This window comes from Amphibacillus indicireducens (genome assembly GCF_039539605.1).
Taxonomy (GTDB): Bacteria; Bacillota; Bacilli; order Bacillales; family Amphibacillaceae; genus Amphibacillus; species Amphibacillus indicireducens.
Genome location: NZ_BAABDL010000071.1, coordinates 35,751 through 56,689 on the forward strand (window position 1 = coordinate 35,751; position 20,939 = coordinate 56,689).

Genomic DNA, 20,939 nt, shown 5'->3' on the forward strand with positions numbered 1-20,939 from the left:
ATTAATTGATTAGACACCATTAACGGTAGGATATTTTTAAGGGGTTGGCAAGCCTATTTTTATTGTGCAACCTTCTCACATTTTGATTGCAATACTCTCAACTTTTATTATGCATTAAACAGCTTGAGTACTTTCACCAATGTTTGATGCCCACTTTAGAGCTTCTTCAGACGTTTGTTCTAAATATAAACGATGATTTGGTGGCATATGCTCTTTTAGTGTGGCGAACTGGCCGAACTTCCCATATAATGTTTGATGAGAGGCAACTCTCATATGATTGAAATAGATCTCAATTATACTGTCTGATACTTTTACATCAACGTCTTTACCAATTAATTCATAGGGTACAGAATAAAACATACTGTTGATAGAGACATGATAATCAGATCGTACTTTGGCGGTACGCCATTCAGACAGTCTATAAGGCATCTCCGGGAGAGGGGAAAGGGCAAATTTCTCTTCTTCCAAAAATGCTGCCCACCTTGATCCTTTTCTGTTTTGAAAAGGTCTATGATTTAATGTCTCTAACTTTCTCCATATTTCCTCATTAAGTTCCTCTATTGAAAAGAATTTTGTATGTCTTAATGCTTGGCTAATCCACGTCGTTACAATATTTACGGATCCTTCTACTTTAGCTTTGTCTTTGGGTGAGCGGACGCGAGCTGGCATAATGATAGATTGATAATGCTCTGCCATTTCTGCATACGTTTTATTTAACACTATTTCTTTATTGTATGTTTTGTAACGCCTGTCCTTAAATTATCAGGCACAAGAATTTGTGGTGCTCCACCTAAATGATCAAAGGTATGCTGATGAAGCCGTATCCATGAAGGCAAGTCCATTCGATAAGAGCCTTCTACATAAAATAATTGAGAACAGGGAAGCGTTGCGATAAAAATATAAACCTTTTGTTTTCCCCTGTATCCGAGTCAATAACCGACATTGTTTTGCCGCCCAATCTACCTCGAGAATTTCACCAGGCTTTCTTCTAATACGCATTGTTGCTTTATACTTTAAGGCATAATCATGATAATGCTCTGCGAAAGTGAGATAAGCGTATGGGATTCTTCCTACACTTTTCGCCTCCCTCACATACTCATCATGCAATAAAGTCAATGTTACGTTGGGCTTTGCCAACTCGTCATGGACTTTATCAAAGTCCATCATATGGCGACCACTACTTTCTTGTTTCTTCTCTGGATAGAGAAAATCTTCTAACCAAGAATCGTTTATACCTTCCTCAAAAGGAAGCTTTACTCCTTTCTTTTCTGCAAGATTGATTACTTCCGTTACTTTCTGACGTGAGTGTTGTGTAATGGAAGCAATACTTCTTAACGACACGCCTTCACTGTGCAGCTTCAGTATCTTCTGATACGGAAACATAAAAAAACCTCCTATACATTTAATGTCACGCTTGAATACGACAATTATCGATAGCGTGCCCATTAAATATATAGAAGCTATATTATTAGTGGTACATTCTTCCGCAAAAAGTGGTAAACTCGTCCGCAATTAATGGTAAAAAGAACCGCAAGGTTGGTACAAATCAAATGCAATAATCAATATTAAGTATTTTTCTGACATATGGGCCTTCCTCATAATTTAATCTAAAATAATTATCTCATAAAGGAAAGTGCCTAGATACGTGTGTATTATTTGACGCTTACTTTTATTCTCACAAATTATACTTATTTTTTGTATTGCCGACAATGTTCGACAACATTTGCGGTATAACTCTGTTATGATGTACCTAAATAACAAATCACAAAGTATTGTTACTATCAGAATTATTTGTAGACTTAATAAAATCAAATTGATAAATACTTCAATTAACAAACACTGAGAATTAAAGAAAGAGACATTACAACTTTCTTATTGCATCATTCATAAAAAAGATGATCCACTCGCTAGAAAATAGCACTATTTTAACTAAAACTTTAGATGCTCATAACCATAGTACTATTTTTATTGTAGAAAGATCAAGGAGCATCACCGAGTGAAACTTAGAAAGAATTCTCTGTGATTGTTAATGTTGTAGATGGAACTATGAAGATTGTTTTTCACTGTCTGTCACAAAAACCATACACGTATACTTCCAAGATTAATGATAGTGGGATTATTGCTATATTCTTGATTAAATATACTGGTTCTTACTTGGGAGCTCTAGATCAAAAATTGTGTACTAAAATGGACAGAAATATGACATAAATGGAACATCTTCATGACGGTAATCAAATAGAAACCGTTACATTACCTATTCTGCATAAAATAATTATATGTATATTAAAATGATTATTGAAATCATCGCTACAGAAGTACTGTTTTAAAAATATATGTAATTGGGAGGGTTTTTGATGATATTAAAAGAGGTTATTCTAAAAAACTTTAGGGGGTATAAATCTAGTACGAGGATCACACTAGGCAAATTAACCGGGTTTATTGGTCAAAATGATTCAGGGAAATCTACAGTATTGGAAGCATTAGATATATTTTTTAATGAGAATAAGGGTGTAGTGAAAATTGACAAGACGGATACCAATATAAATGCTGATTCGAATGAAATCATTATAGGTGTTTGTTTTTCTACGTTTCCAGAAGAATTAATAGTTGATACTAGTGTGACAACTTCCTTAAAAGATGAATATTTACTAAATGAAAATGGTGAGCTAGAAATACACAAGGTCTATATTAATGGTTCATTAAAAAAGACGCTACTTATTACTAATTACCCTGCTAATCCAATTTGTGATGAATTACATTCAAAAAAGAAGAGTGATTTGCTTAAGATTATTGATGACCATGGTATTGAAGTGTCGGATAGAAGAACATCTTCTTTGATAAGGAAGGCGATTTTTTCCTCTATCTCTAACCCAACATTGGTACAGAAAAAAATATCTATCGATAATGAAGGTGGAAAACAGATTTGGACTAAATTAAAAGAGTATCTACCAATTTATGAACTTTTTCAATCAGATAGAAAAAATGAAGATCAAGATGGAGAAATTCAAGATCCAATGAAGTTGTTAATTAAGGAACTACTACAAGATGATGAGATCTCTTCGGTCTTAGAAGGTGTCTCTAATAAAGTCAAAAAAGAGTCGGAGTTACTAGCAGAAAAGACCTTAGAAAAGTTGTCTGAAATGAATCCAGAGATTGCAAAGGAATTAAAACCAGAGTTTAAGGATCCTACCTGGAATAGTGTTTTTAAATTTTCTATAAACAGTGATGAAGGTATAGCGCTAAATAAACGGGGGAGTGGCGTCAGAAGATTAATTTTACTCAATTTTTTTAGAGCGGAAGCGGAAAGGCGACGAAATGAAAGAAATGTACCAAATATAATATATGCATTTGAAGAGCCAGAAACTTCCCAACATCCAAATCATCAAATAATGCTAATTGATGCGTTTAAGGATTTAGCAGCAGAAGATATTAATCAAGTTATACTAACTACACACAGTCCTGCAATTGCTAAAATGTTACCTGTTGAATCTCTTAGATTAGTTAGTCAAAATGAAAATGGAGAGAAGTTAGTTGAAGAACATGGAGATGGGATGTTAGAAAAAATCGCCTCTAATTTGGGTGTGTTGCCAGATGTTGATGTAGAAAACCTATCCAATGTAAAAGTTGCTGTATGTGTAGAAGGAAAGAATGATGTATTCTTTTTAAGAAATATTAATGCTGCAGTACCAGAGTTGAAAGAAATTGTAGATTTAAATGATGATCGGATAATATTTATTCCGATGGGAGGTAGTACACTTCAATTTTGGGTGAATGAGAACTATTTAGATAAATTAAAATTAGCTCAAATTCATATTTATGACAGTGACATTGGTTCTAAACAACCAAATAAGTATAGTCATTTGATAGATACTATAAGAATTCGTGATAATAGTGTCGCATTTGAAACCCAACTAAGAGAGCTTGAAAACTATATCACACCAGATTTATTTTTAGAGGAACATCCTGGAACATTTGATAGGGATTCCTGTGATTGGGCCAGCTTTGATGTGCCAAGATTTTTAGCTCAAATAACGCATAAGTCTAGTGAATCAGCTACTTCTTGGGAAGACCTAGAGGAAAAGAAAATGAAGGATAAAATAGGTAAGTCAAAAAATAGAATTAATGGTGAATTAGCGAAAAAAGTGACTAAAAAACACCTAGATAAAAATAATTATTATGATGAAGTTTCTAATTGGTTTTATGAAATATCTAGAAAAATAAACTAACAGCTTCATAAAGGTTAGAATATTAGCAGTAAGACAAAAGACAAATCATCCTTGGGCTTCGATGGACGATTTAGAAGGACTAAAAAGTGCGGGATTATATTTGGCTGACCCAAATACAGGAAAAGAGGAAATAACTTTAGCGGGAATCCTGATTTTTGGTAGTGAAGAATTAATACATTTAGCTCTTCCACATCATAGAACGGATGCTCTTCTTAGACGAGAAAACTTGAATCGTTATGACGTCCGAGATGACATTAGTGCAAACCTTATGAGAAGCTATGAAAGATTGATGCAATTTACAGCAAAACATCTTAACGATAAATTTTATCTGGAAGGTGATCAGCGCGTAAGTTTAAGAGATAAGATTTTTAGAGAGGTCATTTCAAACTTATTGATCTATTGAGAATTCTCAAATCCATTCTCAGCAAAATTTATTATTGAGAAAAGCAGATTCTATATTGAAGATAGTAATAAACCACATAGAAATGATGTAATTGATCCAAAGAGTTTTTCTCCATATCCAAAGAGACCAACCATTGCGAAGTTCTTTAAAGAGATTGGATTAGGTGTCAGAAATATTTATAAATACAACAAAATATACTCAGATGCAGATCGTAAATTTATCGAAAGTGATGTGTTTAAGACGATTAATCCGTTGGTGGCACCAAAGATTAGTGAACAAGATGAAATCCAAGATACTACAGTAAAAATTACTGAATTTTGTAAAGAGCCTAAAACAAGAAAAGAAACTCAAGAGTTTCTGGATATTCAGAGTAGGAGTTATTTAAATCAAAAGATAATGCGACCATTGATTAAATGAGGCTTGTTAAGGCTACTTATTCCAGATGGACCAACAAGCAAAAATCAAAGGTATTACTCTAATAGATAAGATTTTTAGGCTAATAACGAGTAAAAGTCATTTCGGTGGATAATTTGATCAAAGGTCGGAGTTAATTTAAAAGTGAACCACATTGGCAATTGAATATTGAACCACTCGATCATCTCTCTAAATTATTCTGATTTAGAGAGAGGTTCGAGTGACTATTTTTACATTATTTTTAATTAAAGCGTCTGTTTCTAGTGTCTTTCGCGTTAAGTTTAATATTTTACGTATTTCTTAAGACACCCAAAATACCCCCTTGTAACAGTTTTTCACCCCCTGAGAACTAGGGTTATTTAATTACTCAATAAAAATTTATCCTTATTTACTTTCGACTCTCCTAATTGAAATGCTTCAGTCATTTTTATTAGGTATTTTTTCACTGTTTGTGGCTCGAAATGCTAAATTTACTTATTGAGAACCTCTAATAGAAGTCAATCATCGAAGTTTATATCGAGTTTTCTCTTAAAATACCTCTATAATTGTCATTCCAAATAAAATCATAATGATGATTGAGATTATGACCGCCGTTAAAATATCAAGTTTTTCAACTGATCATCACCTTTTTTGCTTTTTTCATTGTCCACCCATTCTATTGCATTGCAAACTAGAGAGAGTGAATAATTTTTATAAAGTACAGTAAAAATTAATCTCAAATCAACCTTTACATGCGAACGTGTATTCTATATAATGGATTCAAAGGGAGGGGAACAGGTGTACTAAATACTGTTATAAAGTCAATTAGATATAATCAACAATTAATAATGATTTACATGGATATTGAAGGATTGATAACGAAAAGATGGGTTAAAGCTCTTAGTTTATCAGAGGACTCATTTAGAGCTCATTGTTATTTAAGGAAAGGAACGCGTACGTTTAAGGTTGAAGGTGTATTGGCGCTTGTTCCTGTGGTTAGAGATGAAATGGCGGCTACCTTGGTTTGAGGAGGCATAGAAACTTAACAACTCATGTCTAATTGTCACAATTGATTGATGTATCTGTACTTTAACTCTATAATATTATTAAGAATATTATATTATAGCAACTTGGGAAAATGATGTAAATTTCATGAAAATTTAAATAAAGAGCAACTCAATAAAGATACGTAAAATCATTCTATTTCCAAAGAGAACTCTATTGGTATGGGTGTTAATGTATTACACAATCATTTTATAAGGGGGCTTTCGATATGAATTTACAGGAGAGAGGTATTTTAAGAGTGATGTTGCAAAACAAACTTTTTAAATCTGATGGCCAATCTTTTGAGGATCTGTTTGTATCGATCATGAATTATGTGGATAATGACTTTCAATCGATTAAACCTTGGGGGAATATCGGAGATAGAAAAAATGATGGCTATATAAAGAGAACAAATACATACTATCAAGTTTATGCGCCGGAAGAGATTGAAAAAGCATATATGCAGTCAATAAAAAAGCTTGCAACAGATTTTGATGGTTTAATGCAGCAATGGTCTCCGGTAAATTGCTTTTACTTTGTTTTAAATGATAAGTACAAAGGTATTCATCCAGATTTAATGCCTGAAATTCAGAAAATCAAAGATAAACATCATTTAGAAAGTGCAGGAATTATTACGGCTAAGGATATTGAAAATATGTTATTTACTTTAAAAGACGACCAAATTATTAGTATTGTAGGAATACCACCAGATCCATCAAATATCAAAAATATAGATTACTCAGCATTAAATGAAGTGATTACGTATATAATGGAACTCCCTATCCAAACTAAACTAGATGACGATTTGGTATTACCTGATTGGGATGAGAAAATTCAGTTTAACGGGTTGTCCCAAATCATAGCGGACTTTCTGAACACAGCTTCTTATCAGCTGCATAATTTACAAACTTATTTATCAAATAACGGGCACTTTGTTGCAGATGAATTGAAGATTAGAGTAAATGAAGTGTATCAGCAGGAAAAATCAACCAAAAATGGTGATCAGCTTTTTATGGCCATGGTTGAGCAGTTAAGTCCAAAGCAGACTCAGTCATATCAAAATACTGTTATTATTATAATGGCAAAATATTTTGAGACTTGTGATATTTTTGAGGAACCTAAAAAGGAGGAGAATGCATGATTATGCCAACTAAACATACCCACTATCCCCAATCCCTGCTAGGATTTGGTAGCTACCTCCTGACAAAAATTGATTACAAAAGAACAATAGATTCATTATGGCATGAGTATCAAAAGGATTTTTCCTCAAATAACTATCCAGTTAGACAGACTTTTGACAACTTTTTATTGACTCTGGTATTTCTTCACTCTGTTGGGGCAATTGAAGAAAGCAATGGGGGTGTGATCAAGTGCAATTGATAAAGGTATCCTCAAATAAAACAAGTTTTAAAACAGTTCATTTTAATAAAAGTGGTCTCAATTTCATAGTTGCAAAACAGAAAGATGCAGAGAATAAAGAGGTTGGTAGAACTTATAACGGTGTAGGGAAATCTTTATTAATTAAGATTATTCACTTTTGTCTCGGAGCTAGTAAGAAAAGTTATAAAACGTTTTGTAATCAACTACCTGGTTGGGAGTTTACATTAGAATTTGAAGCACAAGGAAGAAATTACGTTGCTAAACGAGCTACTGAGTATCCAAATAAAATCATTTTAGATGGTGAACCTTTAACCCTAGCTAAATTTAATAAGAAGATGGCTGAAGTAAGTTTTAATTTACCTGATGATGTTAGTTATTTAAGCTTTAGGTCTTTACTGCCTTCTTTTATTAGATCGAATAAAAAAAGTTATGTTAGTTTTTATGATACTTCGGGTGCACATCAATCATATCAAAAGATGATATATAATGCTTTTTTGTTGGGCTTAGACGTATTCTTAGCACAAGAAAAACAACAATTAAGAAAAGAGTATAATCGAATTAAAGATTTTGAAACGAATTTTAAGAAAGATGAATTACTCCGGGACTTTTTCTTTGGACAAAAGGATGTTGAGCTGACCATTGATGACCTTAATGATAAAATTGCAAAATTAGAGATGAATTTGGCGGAATTTAAAATAGCCGATGATTATCATATGGTTCAAAAAGAAGCAGATAATGTAGAGAACGAGTTGTTTGAATTAAACAATAAAATCATTTTATTGAAAAATCAAATCCGATCAATAGATAATAGTTTAAAAATAAAACCTAGTGAGGGTAATTTAGAAGATATTAAAAAGATTTATGGAGAAGTAAATGTTCATTTTTCTGATTCTGTAACAAAGACTTTGTCTGATTTAGAATCATTTTATGAAAAGCTGATTTCTAATCGGAACAGAAGATTATTGGAACAGAAAAATAAAATTAAAGCAGAAATAAAAGATAAAGCTAGCTCTGCAGAAAAAATGCAAAAATCATTTGATCAACTGATGAAGTATTTAGGAGAGCATGAGGCTTTAGATGTTTTTGTAACAATGAGTGAAAGATTATCTGACTTAAAATCAAAACGAGATAATTTAAAAAAATATCAAACGCTACAAAAAGAGTATAAAGAAAAGCTTCGTGAAATTGAAAAGGTCCAAATTGAACAGTCAGAGGTAACAGATAAATACTTAGAGAGTATGAAGCCCGAAATTGAAGAAATAAGACGTTACTTTCGGAGTCTTGTTAAACGATTTTATCCAAATAGTGTAGCAGGGTTAAAGATTGAAAATAATAGTGGTGATAATCAAGAAAGGTTTATTATTGAGGCTAAAGTAGAATCGGATAATTCAGATGGTATTAACAATGTGAAAATATTCTGTTATGATTTAACAATATTATTTAAAGGGCAAAATCATAATGTGAATTTTGTTTTTCATGATAGTCGTTTGTTTGATGGCATAGACGAACGTCAAAAAGGTGAGATGATGAAAGTTCTCTTTGAGGAATTTTCAAATACAGATCATCAATATATAGCTAGTGTCAATCAAAATCAACTTAACGAAATAAAAAGTGTATTAGGAGATGAATTATATAAAAGTATTATTGAGGATAATACAGTATTAACACTAACTGATGAAGACCCATCCGAAAAACTTCTTGGTATTCAAGTTGATATTGAAGAAAATTAATTTTAAATATGGCTATAAGACTAAAGTTTTAGATAGCCCCATAGTTACGGGGCTGCTTTTTATTATTGTGAATGCCACAATAACGCCGGCGAATTTTTACTGGTGATTATAACAGGTTTAACTGAGTATTGCCGAATGTTTTACTATTTCAAAACTCTAGTCTTTATATCGATGCATCAAGAATTGGATCATCTGATGTAATTGGTGGAATGATTGTTGACTTAGTTAGCAATTATTTGATCGAGAAAGAAGGAATTAATCCTTTTGTTATGTTTATTGATGAAGCCCACAGATATACGAAGTCATCGAATCTAGAAAATGATTATTATACAGGACTCACATCAATAGCGAGAGAAGGGCGCAAAAAGGGGATTTTTTTGTTTTTAACTACTCAAAACCCAAAAGATATATCAGATGTTTTATTAGGCCAAGTTGGAACATTTTTAATACATCGATTAACTCATTCTGAAGAAATAAGAGTGATACAGAATCACTTGGATCCAAATACTATAGGACAAATAAGAATGCTTAACAAGGGTGAAGCGATATTAACGAGCATTAACTTGCTTCAAGATATTCATTTAAAGGTGAATAAGTGTAGTAGAGTTCATGGAAATGAGCCCCCCTTTATAGAACAATAAAAATATGCTTTAGTTCTATTATTCATATCATCTTGCTGATTGAGATATTCTCTCTATTTTTAAGAAAGGTGTGTAAATCAATGACACTACAACAATTAAGATATTTTATCGAAACGGTCAAACATGGGTCAATTAATAAATCGGCGGAGAGTTTATTTATTTCCCAGCCGAGCTTATCTAAAGTGCTAAAAGAATTAGAAGCTGAAATCGGTTTGGAATTATTGATTCGTACACCTCGTAGGATTACCTTAACGATTGATGGTGCTGAGTTTTTGGGTTATGCGAGACAAGTGGTTGAACAACACGATTTACTCGAGCGGCGTTGGTTGAATAAAACACCGTCACGTAGACTGTGTACGATTTCAACGCAACATTATGCTTTTGCGGTTAATGCTTTTGTAAATATGGTGAAAAAAACTGACGCACTAGAATATGAGTATACATTGAGAGAAGCGCGGACGTTTGAGATTGTTGAAGATGTCAAAAATTTGCGGAGTGAGTTAGGGATTTTGTATAAGAGTAATTTTAATCAAGAAGTCATCGATAAGTTACTGAAAGAAAATCACTTGCTGTTTCATCCGCTTTTTACTGCTAAACCGCATGTATTTGTTAGTTCGACGAATCCACTGAGCCAGCAGGAACTTGTGACATTGGAAGATTTAGAGGACTATCCAAGGCTTTCATATGAACAGGGTGAGTTTAATTCGTTTTATTTCTCAGAGGAAATTCTGAGTACAGAGTATGCGAAGAAGGATATTAAAGTCGGTGACAGGGCAACAATTTTTAATCTAATGATTGGTTTAGACGGTTATACGATCTCTACAGGTATTGTGAGTGCTGATTTAAATGGTGATAATATCGTCGCCGTTCCACTTGATGTTGATGATGATATAACAGTAGGCTACATCACGCATAAAGATATTCAACTTACCCAACAGGCAAAACTGTATGTGAGAGAACTAATTGATGTCATTAAAGCATACGATGTCAAATTAAATGTCTAGTTATAGTTAAAAGCTATAACTAGGCATATTTTTTATGTCTTAGTAATAATCCCAATGATGTGCTTTAATAATTAACATACGATTCAAATAAATATCAAAAGACAGAGGAGCATTTATCATGAGTGAAAGATTTCAAATTGTCGGTAGTTTATTGAGACCACAAGGATTATTAGATTATAAAGAAAAAATTGAGCATCGGGATGATATTACATATCCATTTTATGCTGATTTTTCAGGTTATGAAGCATGTGAAGCCGAAGCGATTAAAGCTGTCGTGCAAAAACAAATTGACCACGGACTAACGGTTATTAGTGATGGTGAATTTTCTAAATCATTATGGCACTTAGATTTCGTCTGGGGATTCCAAGGTATTGAGCGTTATATCGCAGACCACGGCTATTTCTTCTGTGACCTCGATGGCACTGCAAAATATGAAACACGAAGAGACATCGGCTTAAGAATTACAGCTGAATTAGACGCGCAAAACCATCATTTTATTAAAATTTTCAAGCAACTCAAAGAAGCAGCTGGAGATCATTCACTGAAACTATGTGTCCCATCACCATCACATATCTATGGTGAGTTATCATGGTCTGACAACATCGGTGGTAAAGAATCCATCTACCAAGACGCACAGGCATTAAAACAGGGCTTAATCAGAGCTTATAAAACATTTGTTGCAGATTATGTTAAAGCAGGCGGAAAGATCTTGCAGTTTGATGACTGCCTATGGTCAATTTTTGCCGACGATAACCCAAACTCGCCATACACGGGCGAGCAGATTAACCAAGAAGAAGTAAAAGCACTTGCAGCTGACTTCATTGAACTAAATAATACGATTATTGATTATGGTCACAGCCTAGGTTTAAAAATGTGGACACATAACTGCCGTGGAAACTATGATTCTCGTAATATGGGTGGCGGTTCATACAAAAAAATTGCCCACCTATTCTTAAAACAACTTAAATATGATCGTTTCTTCTTAGAATGGGACGATGAGCGCGCCGGTTCCATTGAAGCATTGGAAGTATTTAAAGATAAACCAACGACAGAAATTGTCTTAGGTCTCTTATCATCAAAAACGAACACGTTAGATGACGAAACACGCGCGCTAAACTTACTAGAAAAAGCAGCAACGATTATTGATAAAGATCGTCTATACCTCTCACATCAATGCGGATTTGCCTCATGTGACGGAGGAAATGAACTAACAGAACAAGAGCAATGGGCAAAAATTGATCAAGGCCAACGCTTGGCTAAACAATTTTTTGGTGAGTGAGATTGATGTTAAATGAGATAGGAAAATAGTGTGGTGAGTTGAGAAGCTCCTGGTGGGAATATGTTGAAATATATTTCTGGTGGGGGCTTTTTTTTGGTTTTGAAAGTATGGTGTGAGCGCTACATCGGACACATTTCAATGTGAATACTCAAAATCTGTCTGAAGTTGGTGCTACATCAGACAGAGTCAATTTATGATGTGTGATAGTTACTAGTGAATTATATTTTTAAAAGTTGAGAAGTGTTAGACATAATGAAATCATATTTACATAAATAAGTGAGATAAGAGAAAGTTTAAAAGATGCTAAAAAAGCGTTAGAAGCTGTTCGAAAAAAGAACTTTAAAATCAAATCGGCTAATAAAAGCTCAAAATATACGCTGTAAATTAACATGCTAATAAACATTGTTATTAACAGCTAATGAAGATATAATATTAATAAAGGAGCTGATAAGTTTGACTAATATTAAGCCTGTCTCTGATTTAAGGAACTATACTGAGGTTCTGAATGAAGTAAGGGAAAATAGCCCCGTTTATTTGACTAGAAATGGCCGAGGGGAGTACGCCATAATCAAACTAGAAGAACTTGATAAGTTAAAAGCGACGATTAAATTACTTGCGAATCTTGCACAAGGAGAGAAGTCAGCAAGAGATTCAGGATGGATTTCAGCGGATGATGTTGAATCCATGTTCGGTTTTTAGTGATGACTATGATCGAATACTCACATCAAGCTGTAGAAGATCTAAAACAAATTCAGAGTCGAATTAAAGTGAATTGGGGAGATGAGAGTGCAACGAAAATATTACAGAATATTTTCGTACAAATTAATAGGTTGAAACAATTCCCTTTTTCAGGAACTAATCTCGCTGAAATGATTGATGTACCAACGAATTACCGGTATATTTATGTTGAGAAGAATTACGTTTTTTACTATATTGATTCTGACAAAGTACGGATTGTGCGAATATTAAATGAACGCCAAGACTTTTTATATCAGCTATTTGAACGTGATTTAAAATCTGTTGATGAAGAATATAATGATCAAGAATAAAAGTCAGCTACCATCAGGAGAATAGAACTGTTAAATATAAGGATATACACCAGATCCCTATATGTGCGAAAAATATTAGGAACATTGCAGCTCATAACAGTCCTATTTTAATGGATCTTTCAAGAACTAATCAGAGCAGACCAGACCAAATTGTTAAGCCAATCCCTATTTTCACTAGTCAAATTGAAGGGTTATCCGCAAAGGAAAAAATCGGTTCGCCCGGTTTGTAATAGTGGGGTCTTACTTCACTTGAGTTTAGCGTCAAAAACCACCCACCATTTTTGGTGGGTGTTTTTTTGCATTTATGAAGTGGCATATAGTTGCTCTTGCACGGTGGGAGCTTCTATCATTATTGTGAATGACATAATAACGATGGAGAGTTTTTGACAGAGGATTTAAATCGGCTTAATTTTGATAGATTGCTAACTCAAAGGTGGTTGGCACTCCTGGGGTAAGAATGGAGGGGTGCCTATGACGGTGTACGAGGCCTGTATGCTTTGTATTGGTATTGCAGGTTTGATTTTTACGGCACTTGACTATAGAAATAAACAAAAAAAATAACCCACCTTTGAGTTGAGAGCTCGGTGGATTATCTTGTCTACCCTGCCAATCGCCTTTGAAGCGAAGCAGTCTGCATTGCTGTTAGTGTTAGCGCACTAACAGCTTTTATTATTTACTTAATGCAGTATTTATATACTATAAGCAGTTATTATTAATCATACATAAAAATGTTGTGTAAATCAATCATTTTATCGATATCGTTAGTACTTTATTTTGTATCTCGCTACTTTAAAATATCTGTGTCTTGAAAATCACTTTTAAAATTGAACGTAATTTTCACTTTTCTTGTTACATAAATGGGGCAATTTCAATCGGTTAATCATCCAGTCAGTTTATATGCGGCCACGAAGAAATCAAATGAATTAATGGCACATACATATAGTCATTTATTCAACGTACCAACAACAGGATTGCGCTTCTTTACGGTATATGGTCCAATGGGACGTCCTGAAATGGCCTATTTCTCATTCACTAAGAAGATCTTAGCTGGTGAAACAATTCAAGTCTTTAATAACAGTGAGATGATGCGCGATTTCACTTATATTGATGATATTGTTGAAGGCATCGTTCGGTTGATCGATCAGCAACCAAAGGCAAATCCAGATTTTGATCGTGAAAATCCAACAGCAAGCGGAAGCTATACGCCATATAAGGTCTATAATATTGGTAACAACCAACCTGTAAAACTAATGGACTTCATTCAAACGATTGAGAAGCATTTAGGCATTGAAGCGAAGAAAGAGTTCTTACCAATGCAACCAGGTGACGTTAAAGCAACATACGCTGATATTGACGACCTGACAGAAGCAACAGGCTTTAAACCATCAACTTGTTGAATAAGTATATGGCGTATGATCAAAAGAAGTAACTAAAGTGACAACTGTTATTGTGTAAGTTAAACACCCAAAGATTTGTGAAATAACACAAATCTTTGGGTGTTTTTTGTATTTATATAAATTTTAATCTCTGAAATCGCGCTAATATCGAAATTATGGTTACTCTTATTACATTATTTACACAAATTGAACATATATCTTTCGTTACCGACAATGTTGTGACTGCTAAACTAAAGTAGTCAATTATTGCTCAATAAGATTGAACACTTTTTGTTTAAATATCGTTGATGGTAGTATTGCGAATGTTTGTACCAATGTTTGCGGTGTGCTTTACCACTATAGAATAAAGACAAAACGGCATAAGGTCACGATTTCATATCGATTCTTATGCCGTTCATGTTTCTTGACTTGCTTTAATTAATTATCTTTCAGCTACTTTTAAGCCCTGTCTTTCGTGCATTGAAATGGCTCCATCTGTTCACAAAATTACTTAGCCCTTGGTAGATCTTGATTGCAATGTGTTTTTGTATTAGTGTCTGTTCCTTTAGAGCAATCAATGGGGTTTCGCGTTTATTCTTTGTTCTTCAAATAATTAAAGTCACTAAAGTTAATATAACCATCATGTTGCAATCTTCCTACTACTATTCCTGGAAGAACTTTTTGGCTGTTTGCAAATTGTTCAATTGTTGCTTTGTTAAAGTTATTTAAAGAAGTGAAGTTTTCGTAGTCAGTTTGGTTTATGAAAAAGTCACGTGCAAATTGATTTGCCTTCTTTTCTTCTTCGGACCGGTCAACACTTTCTTGATCAGCTTCCATTGTAACGACTGCTTCCTTAAATGGGTAGTGATGAATAAGGTGACCAATTTCATGTAAGAGAGCAAACCAAATATGGTCATGTGTCTTGAATCGATCGCTTAAGAAGATCGCAGGATTTTTTCGGTAGGTTGTTAAAGCACCTCTAACTTTACTGTTAGGAAGGGCTTCTTGTAAAACTAAATAAATTCCTAATTGATTTAAAAACTTTCTTGCGCTTTGGATTGATTTTTTGTAATCACGATTTAAAGTGATTAATTTTAATTTGTCTAGAGAAGCGAGTAAATCCTTCTTATCATACTTCTTCTCTGATAGGTCTACATTTTGAATGATAACCTCCTCTTCAGCTAAATTTAGCCAAGTTGCAATTGGTTCTATTCTTCCTCCGTCTTCCATAAAGTTAACCTTTAAATTTGCGTAAACTGAATTGAACTGTTCAAAACTACTTATTTTTAATAATTTAAGCATTTCGTTTGCTTGCTCATTTAAACTTAAGCCCAATTCAGAAAACAAACTAGAGAATTTGAATCTTTGATCTAGTTCCTTAAGTTCATTTTTATCAATGTCATTCATTAAATCATTTCTTGTTTTATATTCACGGTATTTAGTTTCATAATTTAGCCAATATGAGGCGGGAGCTGCGTGAATGATTTTTTCTAATTTAATGGCAAATTCTTCAGTGAGTTTAGATTTTCCGTTCAAGACGTTAGATAAGTGCTTTTCACTTAATCCCATCCTTAAAGAGAGCTCTTTTTGATTTATATCTAACTCATCCAGATAATCTTTTATGATAAATCCAGTGGGTACAAGAAATTCAGTATTCATGGTTATTCTCCTTTCTAATGGTAATCTTCAATATCAATAATTATACAATCTGTTATCGTACTCAGATCATGTTCATCGTAAGATCCTTGTGGTTTGATAATGATGCGAAAATTTCTTGAAATATCTATTCCCCAGCATTCTTTTAGTGATCCCGTTAGCTTGTGTCTTCTAGGGGGAGGGTCTGAAGGTATATCGGCTAATGAAATTGCTGCCCGAAGTTCTGAAAGCCTATTCCTCAGTTTAATATGTTGCTTCGTGTAGTGCCTTTTTATTAACCTTTCATTCGTAAGTATCTTTTCTAGTCTACTTGTGGAATATGAAACACGCATTTTTTTCTTCCTCTCAATAAGAATATTTTAACATAATTAACCCTTTAGGTCAATTTCGGGTGTGTGATGGACGAATTGTTTGGTAATATGTATAATGATTTTAAGGTGGGAGTGGTTAATAAATGATTAACAAAAACATTAATTATTTCGATTATGCTCAATTATTGTTCAAAAATTATTCAACAGCGTTAAGTGATGAACGAATTAAAGATAATATATTTAATATTTTTGAAGGTAATATCTCTCCTGATTTTTTTGTGGAAAATAACATTGAGCCAAGAGTATTTATTAATGATTACTTGTTACGGCATTATCCAAATGAAACAACGATTAAGGCTAGTTTCATAAATCATGTATTATTAAAGTCAAAAAATCATGTAACAGTATTCGAGTTAAACGTAGGTGGTAGTAGACTAGATTTGTGCAAGATTAATGGTACCAGTATAGCTTATGAAATTAAAACTGAACTGGATTCACCGGTTAGATTAGAATCTCAAATGACTGATTATTTTAAAACTTTTGAAAAGGTTTATTTGATTTGTTCTGAGAAAAATTTAGACAAAATGTATGATAAGGTACCAAAGGAATGTGGGATATACACGTATTACTTAACAAAAACAGGAAGATACGTTTTTAAAAAGAAAAGAAATGCGACAAAATCGAATCGAATTTCTCCTGAAATCCAATTAGGCACCTTAACTAAAAGGGATTTAGAAACCTATTTTAATTGTGAAAATGAAAGTAGTAAGGATAGTATGATTGAAAAGATCGGTGTTGCATACTCAAATAAAGAGATAAATCAATTATTTAAAAGATGCTTAAGAAACAAATTTTCTGACAAATGGGCGTTTTTATTAGATAATCAAGCTAATATTCTAGAGATTGACTATCAATGGTTTTATAAAAATTCAATAGCACCAGAAATAGTGTATCAATAAACAGAAGTGATCTATTATTTAGTTGCTTGCTGATGGATATATCTACCTATACTATAATAATTCCAAGTTCCCCAATTTCCATACTTTTTCTTATTAGCTTCCGAATTTATTTTAGTCAATATCGGGCAATCGAAGTTTGGATCTATTGTAGCTCTATTATTTAGTAAGTCATCTACAACTGAATTGTAACCTTTCATCCCTAAAGAACTGTTCTTATTAACAACAGAGAAAAATTGGTTTTTTGCTTTGCAATAGATCAATGCTAGAGCGCTGCCAGTCCCGCCACCAGTACTCGAAGGTAAAGTATCTTTATATCCGGCAAAATCACCGAAGCCATCAAATTTGTAGGAATTAAATTTAGTCGCACAGATGTTATTAATTTTTTGGGTAAAAACAAGGTTTTCATACTCTCCGTTGTACAGTTCTCTTAGTCTAGGTGAATTCAATACGATTTTTCTAGCATGACATTGCAGCTGCTTAAACTCTTGTAACTCCATAAACATAGCTTCGAAGTTCTGTTGTCTAATATCTAGCATAATAAAATCTTGATCAGTTAACTGATTCGTTAGTAGGCCTGAATACCTTTCTAGTAGGTCATCAGTAATTCTAATTGCTATTGAGCCGTTTTGTTTTCTCAATTCATCTATGAAATTAGTAAGATTCCTGAGGCTAGGCTCAAATTCATCTTTAATTGATATAGTAGGGATCAAGTTAGGAAACTGCCCTAATTCTAGCATTCGCTTATGGTAGAGCTTATTGTCTCGACTAAGAGTAAATGACAATTCTACTTTGCTTACATCATAGTTTACTCCTTTATATTCTTCATCAGTAAATCTAAAGAAATCAATAAAAGCTTTCTTTTCTTGCAGAATCCCACTAATCTCAGATAGCGTTATAATATCTTCTTCTGTTTTTGGTAATGCAATTTTTTGGCGTCTTCTATTTCCATCTGGCTTTTCCATCAGATATCTTCCTGTTTTAGGGTCTGTTTTGTATCTTTTCTCGTATTTATCAGTGATAATTTCAATCAGTGGGACAATCGATTCATCAAAACAATATTGAAAATCTTTTAGAACTTTCATTTCCTGTGTCCGATTCTTCATTATTGGGGTGTACATAAATATCCTCCTCAACATTAGCTGTATAATGTAAGGGCTTACATTATACGTTAAATTTTAATTTCATAATACGTCAAAAAATTGATTATATAAAAATAATATCATATTTAGTAAAAGATTTGAAGTAATTCAATGATTTAGTTACTAGTGAATTATATTGTAACTGTTAAACTAAAGTAGACAGTTGTTACTTTATAAGCTTGAACTGTTATGTTCAGAATTACGTAGAGAAATTAATAATAGTGATGCCTATTTTTGTGTTACACTATTTTCAAGAGTATTATAGTCAAAATTAATTTGAAAACATGCTCTCACTTGGCGTGACTTGCAATTTTATCATGACCGCAAGATTCTCGTAGGTGAATTTTTAACGAATAATCATTAAAATAGATTGGAAAGGGTGATGGGTGATGCAAGTAGCACTGACTGGAAAATTAGCGAAGGCGATGGGGGTTGAGTTAGAGCCTGTTAATGACGAGGAAAATCCACTGTTTACTTGGACGGCAAATTGGACGACAGTCTGGGATAATCGGCGGGCGGAGGATTTGCTTGTTTTGGTGAATCATGCGACTCGGTTCACTGTGGCGGTTTATCAGGTTAAACGAAAAGATCTGAAGGGTATGCCGGAAATGATTAAACGGGCGATTGCTAATACGTTGTTGTATATGAATATAAACCCTGAGATAGTTGAGGAGTATATGGCTTTGTCTGGTGATGTGACGTTTACTCGCAATAGTAATCGAAAGGCAGCGGCATGGGTAACAAGAGCGGGGTTGGATACTGCAGTGTATATTGGCCATGAGTATAATGGGATTGAGAAGATGTTCCGTGATACGGTTGGTGCGTCAAATAATTATCTTCTTGTCAACTATTCAGGTAATTCTGATGATGGATTTTATCCTTATCAGAAAATGGTGAGTGCTTTAACTGAATTGACTGGAAAACAGGCTTATAAATATCGTGCTTTTGAATTAATGGTGACGCTTGATTTAGATGTGTATCAAGCAGAGCGAAGGATCATTGTGCCTGCAGATTTTGAATTTACGAGGTTGCATGAGGTGTTGCAGTCTGTGTTTGGTTGGAAGAATTACCACTTATATGATTTTACTTTTTTTGATGAGAAGAGTGAGCGAACAACGGTCTTAACGGAGCCGCTTGATGAGTATTGGCCAGGTGATGAAGAGATTGTTTTAATCGAGGGTCGTGTATTGGCTGATTTTATGCCAGAGCACGAGACGATGGTTTATACGTATGATATGGGGGATAACTGGGAGCATGAGATTAAGCTTTTGCGTGTGATTGAGGATTACGATCAGGAATCACCTTATTTGCTTGAAGCGAGTGGTCAAACGCCGCCTGAAGATGTTGGTGGTGTTGGAGGATTTGTTGAGTTCCGTGAGATTATGCTGAATCCTGATCATCCGGACTATGAAACAATGAAAGAATGGGCAAGGTTTTGGTCACCTGAGCTGCAGGATTGGGAAATGCGACCTAGGGCCATTCGTGTATGATGGGGTAATTCAGGTTAAAGGTAGCGATTCAATGGATGATTTCATCTGAAAGTGTAGTAAAGTAATCGAAAATGAGATTCGTAGCGGTTAAATAAAAACAGACTCAATCTGGGTTATTGTTAATCTAAGTAATTAAGGAATAGGTGTGTTTAGTCAATGATGAGAAGAGTAATTTCATGGTTACTGGTCATTTTGTGGATGGGATTAATTTTTTATCTGTCCCACCAACCTGCTGTCGAATCAGCTAATTTAAGTTCGGGGATTATGGAAAGAATTCTTGTCTTGATTGACAGGGTAATAGTGGGTCTGAGAATTGATCCAGATCATTTTCATTTTATCATTCGAAAGAGCGCTCATTTTATTGCTTATTTTATCCTAGGTATATTAGTTATCAATGCTTTAAAAACTAGTAGAATGATGAGTCTAAGGAGCATTTTTATTGGCTTGGCGATCTGTGTTCTATTTGCGATATCAGATGAAGTCCATCAACTATTTGTTCCTGGAAGAGCTGGGCAAGTGATGGATGTCGTGATTGATACGACAGGTGCGATTGCAGGAATAAGTGGATATTTAGGGTTGGAAAAGTTGTTGAGAGGTTGAGTGTCTTGATTGAAAAATGCCTCTGTTTGTTACAAAACTTAATAGATAGCATATGAAATAATTTTGATTTGTTACAGTAGCTATTGTCATAAAACGTGATTACCTGAACTAGGTGAATTGCGTTTTTTTTAGTTGGAAACAGCTCTATACTTTGCTTCTTATGTGAATGAATGATTGGATGAAGGGCTATGGAGCTGTTGCATTAATGCACAGAATGAATGAAAACCCTAATAAATATGCAAGTCATGTATTGAATATT

At 33.7% G+C, this 20,939-nt stretch carries 17 protein-coding genes and 1 pseudogene; 14 read left to right on the plus strand and 4 right to left on the minus strand.

The genetic code is table 11. The annotated features are described in order from the left end of the window. Positions 1-114 precede the first annotated feature (114 nt). The gene (locus tag ABD814_RS06765; RefSeq protein ID WP_344911581.1) at positions 115-720 is read right to left on the minus strand and encodes a Mu transposase domain-containing protein; all 606 of its coding nucleotides are present in this window, start codon (positions 718-720) and stop codon (positions 115-117) included. 78 nt (positions 721-798) lie between these two features. Then, positions 799-1,383: a transposase gene (locus tag ABD814_RS06770; protein WP_344911583.1), complete on the minus strand. Its 585-nt coding sequence runs from the start codon at positions 1,381-1,383 to the stop codon at positions 799-801. A gap of 971 nt (positions 1,384-2,354) precedes the next feature. On the opposite strand from ABD814_RS06770, the gene ABD814_RS06775 reads away from it, so the two are divergent. The 11 genes and pseudogenes from ABD814_RS06775 to ABD814_RS06825 form a co-directional block, all read left to right on the plus strand. Next, the gene (locus tag ABD814_RS06775) at positions 2,355-4,226 is read left to right on the plus strand and encodes an ATP-binding protein (protein ID WP_344911585.1); all 1,872 of its coding nucleotides are present in this window, start codon (positions 2,355-2,357) and stop codon (positions 4,224-4,226) included. Between the two features lie 61 nt (positions 4,227-4,287). Next, positions 4,288-4,629, plus strand: a complete 342-nt coding sequence (locus ABD814_RS06780) for a hypothetical protein (RefSeq protein WP_344911587.1) — start codon at positions 4,288-4,290, stop codon at positions 4,627-4,629. Positions 4,630-6,295: 1,666 nt separating this feature from the next. Further along, on the plus strand, positions 6,296-7,207 hold the full coding sequence (locus ABD814_RS06785; protein ID WP_344911589.1) for an ABC-three component system protein: 912 nt from the start codon (positions 6,296-6,298) through the stop codon (positions 7,205-7,207). Further along, positions 7,204-7,446, plus strand: coding sequence for an ABC-three component system middle component 6 (locus ABD814_RS06790; protein WP_344911591.1), 243 nt, complete (start codon positions 7,204-7,206; stop codon positions 7,444-7,446). The genes ABD814_RS06785 and ABD814_RS06790 overlap by 4 nt, the downstream gene beginning before the upstream one ends. Beyond that, the gene (locus ABD814_RS06795; protein WP_344911593.1) at positions 7,437-9,176 is read left to right on the plus strand and encodes a DUF2326 domain-containing protein; all 1,740 of its coding nucleotides are present in this window, start codon (positions 7,437-7,439) and stop codon (positions 9,174-9,176) included. Before ABD814_RS06790 ends, ABD814_RS06795 begins: the two co-directional genes overlap by 10 nt. Positions 9,177-9,304: 128 nt before the next feature. Continuing rightward, complete coding sequence (locus ABD814_RS06800) at positions 9,305-9,817, plus strand: ATP-binding protein (protein ID WP_344911594.1); 513 nt, start codon at positions 9,305-9,307, stop codon at positions 9,815-9,817. Between the two features lie 80 nt (positions 9,818-9,897). Beyond that, positions 9,898-10,821 (plus strand): LysR family transcriptional regulator, encoded by a 924-nt coding sequence (locus ABD814_RS06805; protein WP_344911596.1) that lies wholly within the window; start codon positions 9,898-9,900, stop codon positions 10,819-10,821. 118 nt (positions 10,822-10,939) lie between these two features. Beyond that, positions 10,940-12,100 (plus strand): cobalamin-independent methionine synthase II family protein, encoded by a 1,161-nt coding sequence (locus ABD814_RS06810; protein WP_344911598.1) that lies wholly within the window; start codon positions 10,940-10,942, stop codon positions 12,098-12,100. A gap of 453 nt (positions 12,101-12,553) precedes the next feature. Next, positions 12,554-12,799 carry a type II toxin-antitoxin system Phd/YefM family antitoxin gene (locus tag ABD814_RS06815; protein ID WP_344911600.1) on the plus strand — a complete coding sequence of 82 codons (246 nt, stop codon included), beginning with the start codon at positions 12,554-12,556 and terminating at the stop codon, positions 12,797-12,799. 2 nt (positions 12,800-12,801) lie between these two features. Continuing rightward, on the plus strand, positions 12,802-13,149 hold the full coding sequence (locus ABD814_RS06820) for a type II toxin-antitoxin system RelE/ParE family toxin (RefSeq protein WP_344911602.1): 348 nt from the start codon (positions 12,802-12,804) through the stop codon (positions 13,147-13,149). An 872-nt stretch (positions 13,150-14,021) separates the two neighbouring features. After that, positions 14,022-14,546: pseudogene (locus tag ABD814_RS06825) on the plus strand (NAD-dependent epimerase/dehydratase family protein); the annotation flags it as partial. A gap of 570 nt (positions 14,547-15,116) precedes the next feature. Here ABD814_RS06825 and ABD814_RS06830 read toward each other — a convergent pair. Beyond that, on the minus strand, positions 15,117-16,184 hold the full coding sequence (locus ABD814_RS06830; RefSeq protein ID WP_344911604.1) for a helix-turn-helix domain-containing protein: 1,068 nt from the start codon (positions 16,182-16,184) through the stop codon (positions 15,117-15,119). Positions 16,185-16,635: 451 nt separating this feature from the next. Between ABD814_RS06830 and ABD814_RS06835 the strand changes: the two genes are divergently transcribed. Continuing rightward, positions 16,636-17,451, plus strand: a complete 816-nt coding sequence (locus ABD814_RS06835; protein ID WP_344911606.1) for a sce7726 family protein — start codon at positions 16,636-16,638, stop codon at positions 17,449-17,451. A gap of 14 nt (positions 17,452-17,465) precedes the next feature. On the opposite strand, the gene ABD814_RS06840 is transcribed toward ABD814_RS06835, so the two are convergent. Further along, a complete protein-coding gene (locus tag ABD814_RS06840) occupies positions 17,466-18,569 on the minus strand; it encodes a beta family protein (RefSeq protein ID WP_344911608.1) in 1,104 nt (367 codons plus the stop codon). Positions 18,570-18,979: 410 nt separating this feature from the next. On the opposite strand from ABD814_RS06840, the gene ABD814_RS06845 reads away from it, so the two are divergent. Continuing rightward, on the plus strand, positions 18,980-20,080 hold the full coding sequence (locus ABD814_RS06845; RefSeq protein ID WP_344911610.1) for a plasmid pRiA4b ORF-3 family protein: 1,101 nt from the start codon (positions 18,980-18,982) through the stop codon (positions 20,078-20,080). Positions 20,081-20,236: 156 nt separating this feature from the next. Then, positions 20,237-20,680: a VanZ family protein gene (locus ABD814_RS06850; protein ID WP_344911612.1), complete on the plus strand. Its 444-nt coding sequence runs from the start codon at positions 20,237-20,239 to the stop codon at positions 20,678-20,680. The last annotated feature ends 259 nt before the right edge of the window (positions 20,681-20,939 follow it).

Coding starts and splice junctions, on each gene's coding strand:
- ABD814_RS06810 (WP_344911598.1), top strand. CDS start 10,940: ATGAGTGAAAGATTTCAAATTGTCGGTAGTTTATTGAGACCACAAGGA.
- ABD814_RS06820 (WP_344911602.1), top strand. CDS start 12,802: ATGACTATGATCGAATACTCACATCAAGCTGTAGAAGATCTAAAACAA.
- ABD814_RS06780 (WP_344911587.1), top strand. CDS start 4,288: ATGGACGATTTAGAAGGACTAAAAAGTGCGGGATTATATTTGGCTGAC.
- ABD814_RS06775 (WP_344911585.1), top strand. CDS start 2,355: ATGATATTAAAAGAGGTTATTCTAAAAAACTTTAGGGGGTATAAATCT.
- ABD814_RS06850 (WP_344911612.1), top strand. CDS start 20,237: ATGATGAGAAGAGTAATTTCATGGTTACTGGTCATTTTGTGGATGGGA.
- ABD814_RS06805 (WP_344911596.1), top strand. CDS start 9,898: ATGACACTACAACAATTAAGATATTTTATCGAAACGGTCAAACATGGG.
- ABD814_RS06835 (WP_344911606.1), top strand. CDS start 16,636: ATGATTAACAAAAACATTAATTATTTCGATTATGCTCAATTATTGTTC.
- ABD814_RS06770 (WP_344911583.1), bottom strand. CDS start 1,383: ATGTTTCCGTATCAGAAGATACTGAAGCTGCACAGTGAAGGCGTGTCG.
- ABD814_RS06790 (WP_344911591.1), top strand. CDS start 7,204: ATGATTATGCCAACTAAACATACCCACTATCCCCAATCCCTGCTAGGA.
- ABD814_RS06785 (WP_344911589.1), top strand. CDS start 6,296: ATGAATTTACAGGAGAGAGGTATTTTAAGAGTGATGTTGCAAAACAAA.
- ABD814_RS06845 (WP_344911610.1), top strand. CDS start 18,980: ATGCAAGTAGCACTGACTGGAAAATTAGCGAAGGCGATGGGGGTTGAG.
- ABD814_RS06830 (WP_344911604.1), bottom strand. CDS start 16,184: ATGAATACTGAATTTCTTGTACCCACTGGATTTATCATAAAAGATTAT.
- ABD814_RS06840 (WP_344911608.1), bottom strand. CDS start 18,569: ATGTACACCCCAATAATGAAGAATCGGACACAGGAAATGAAAGTTCTA.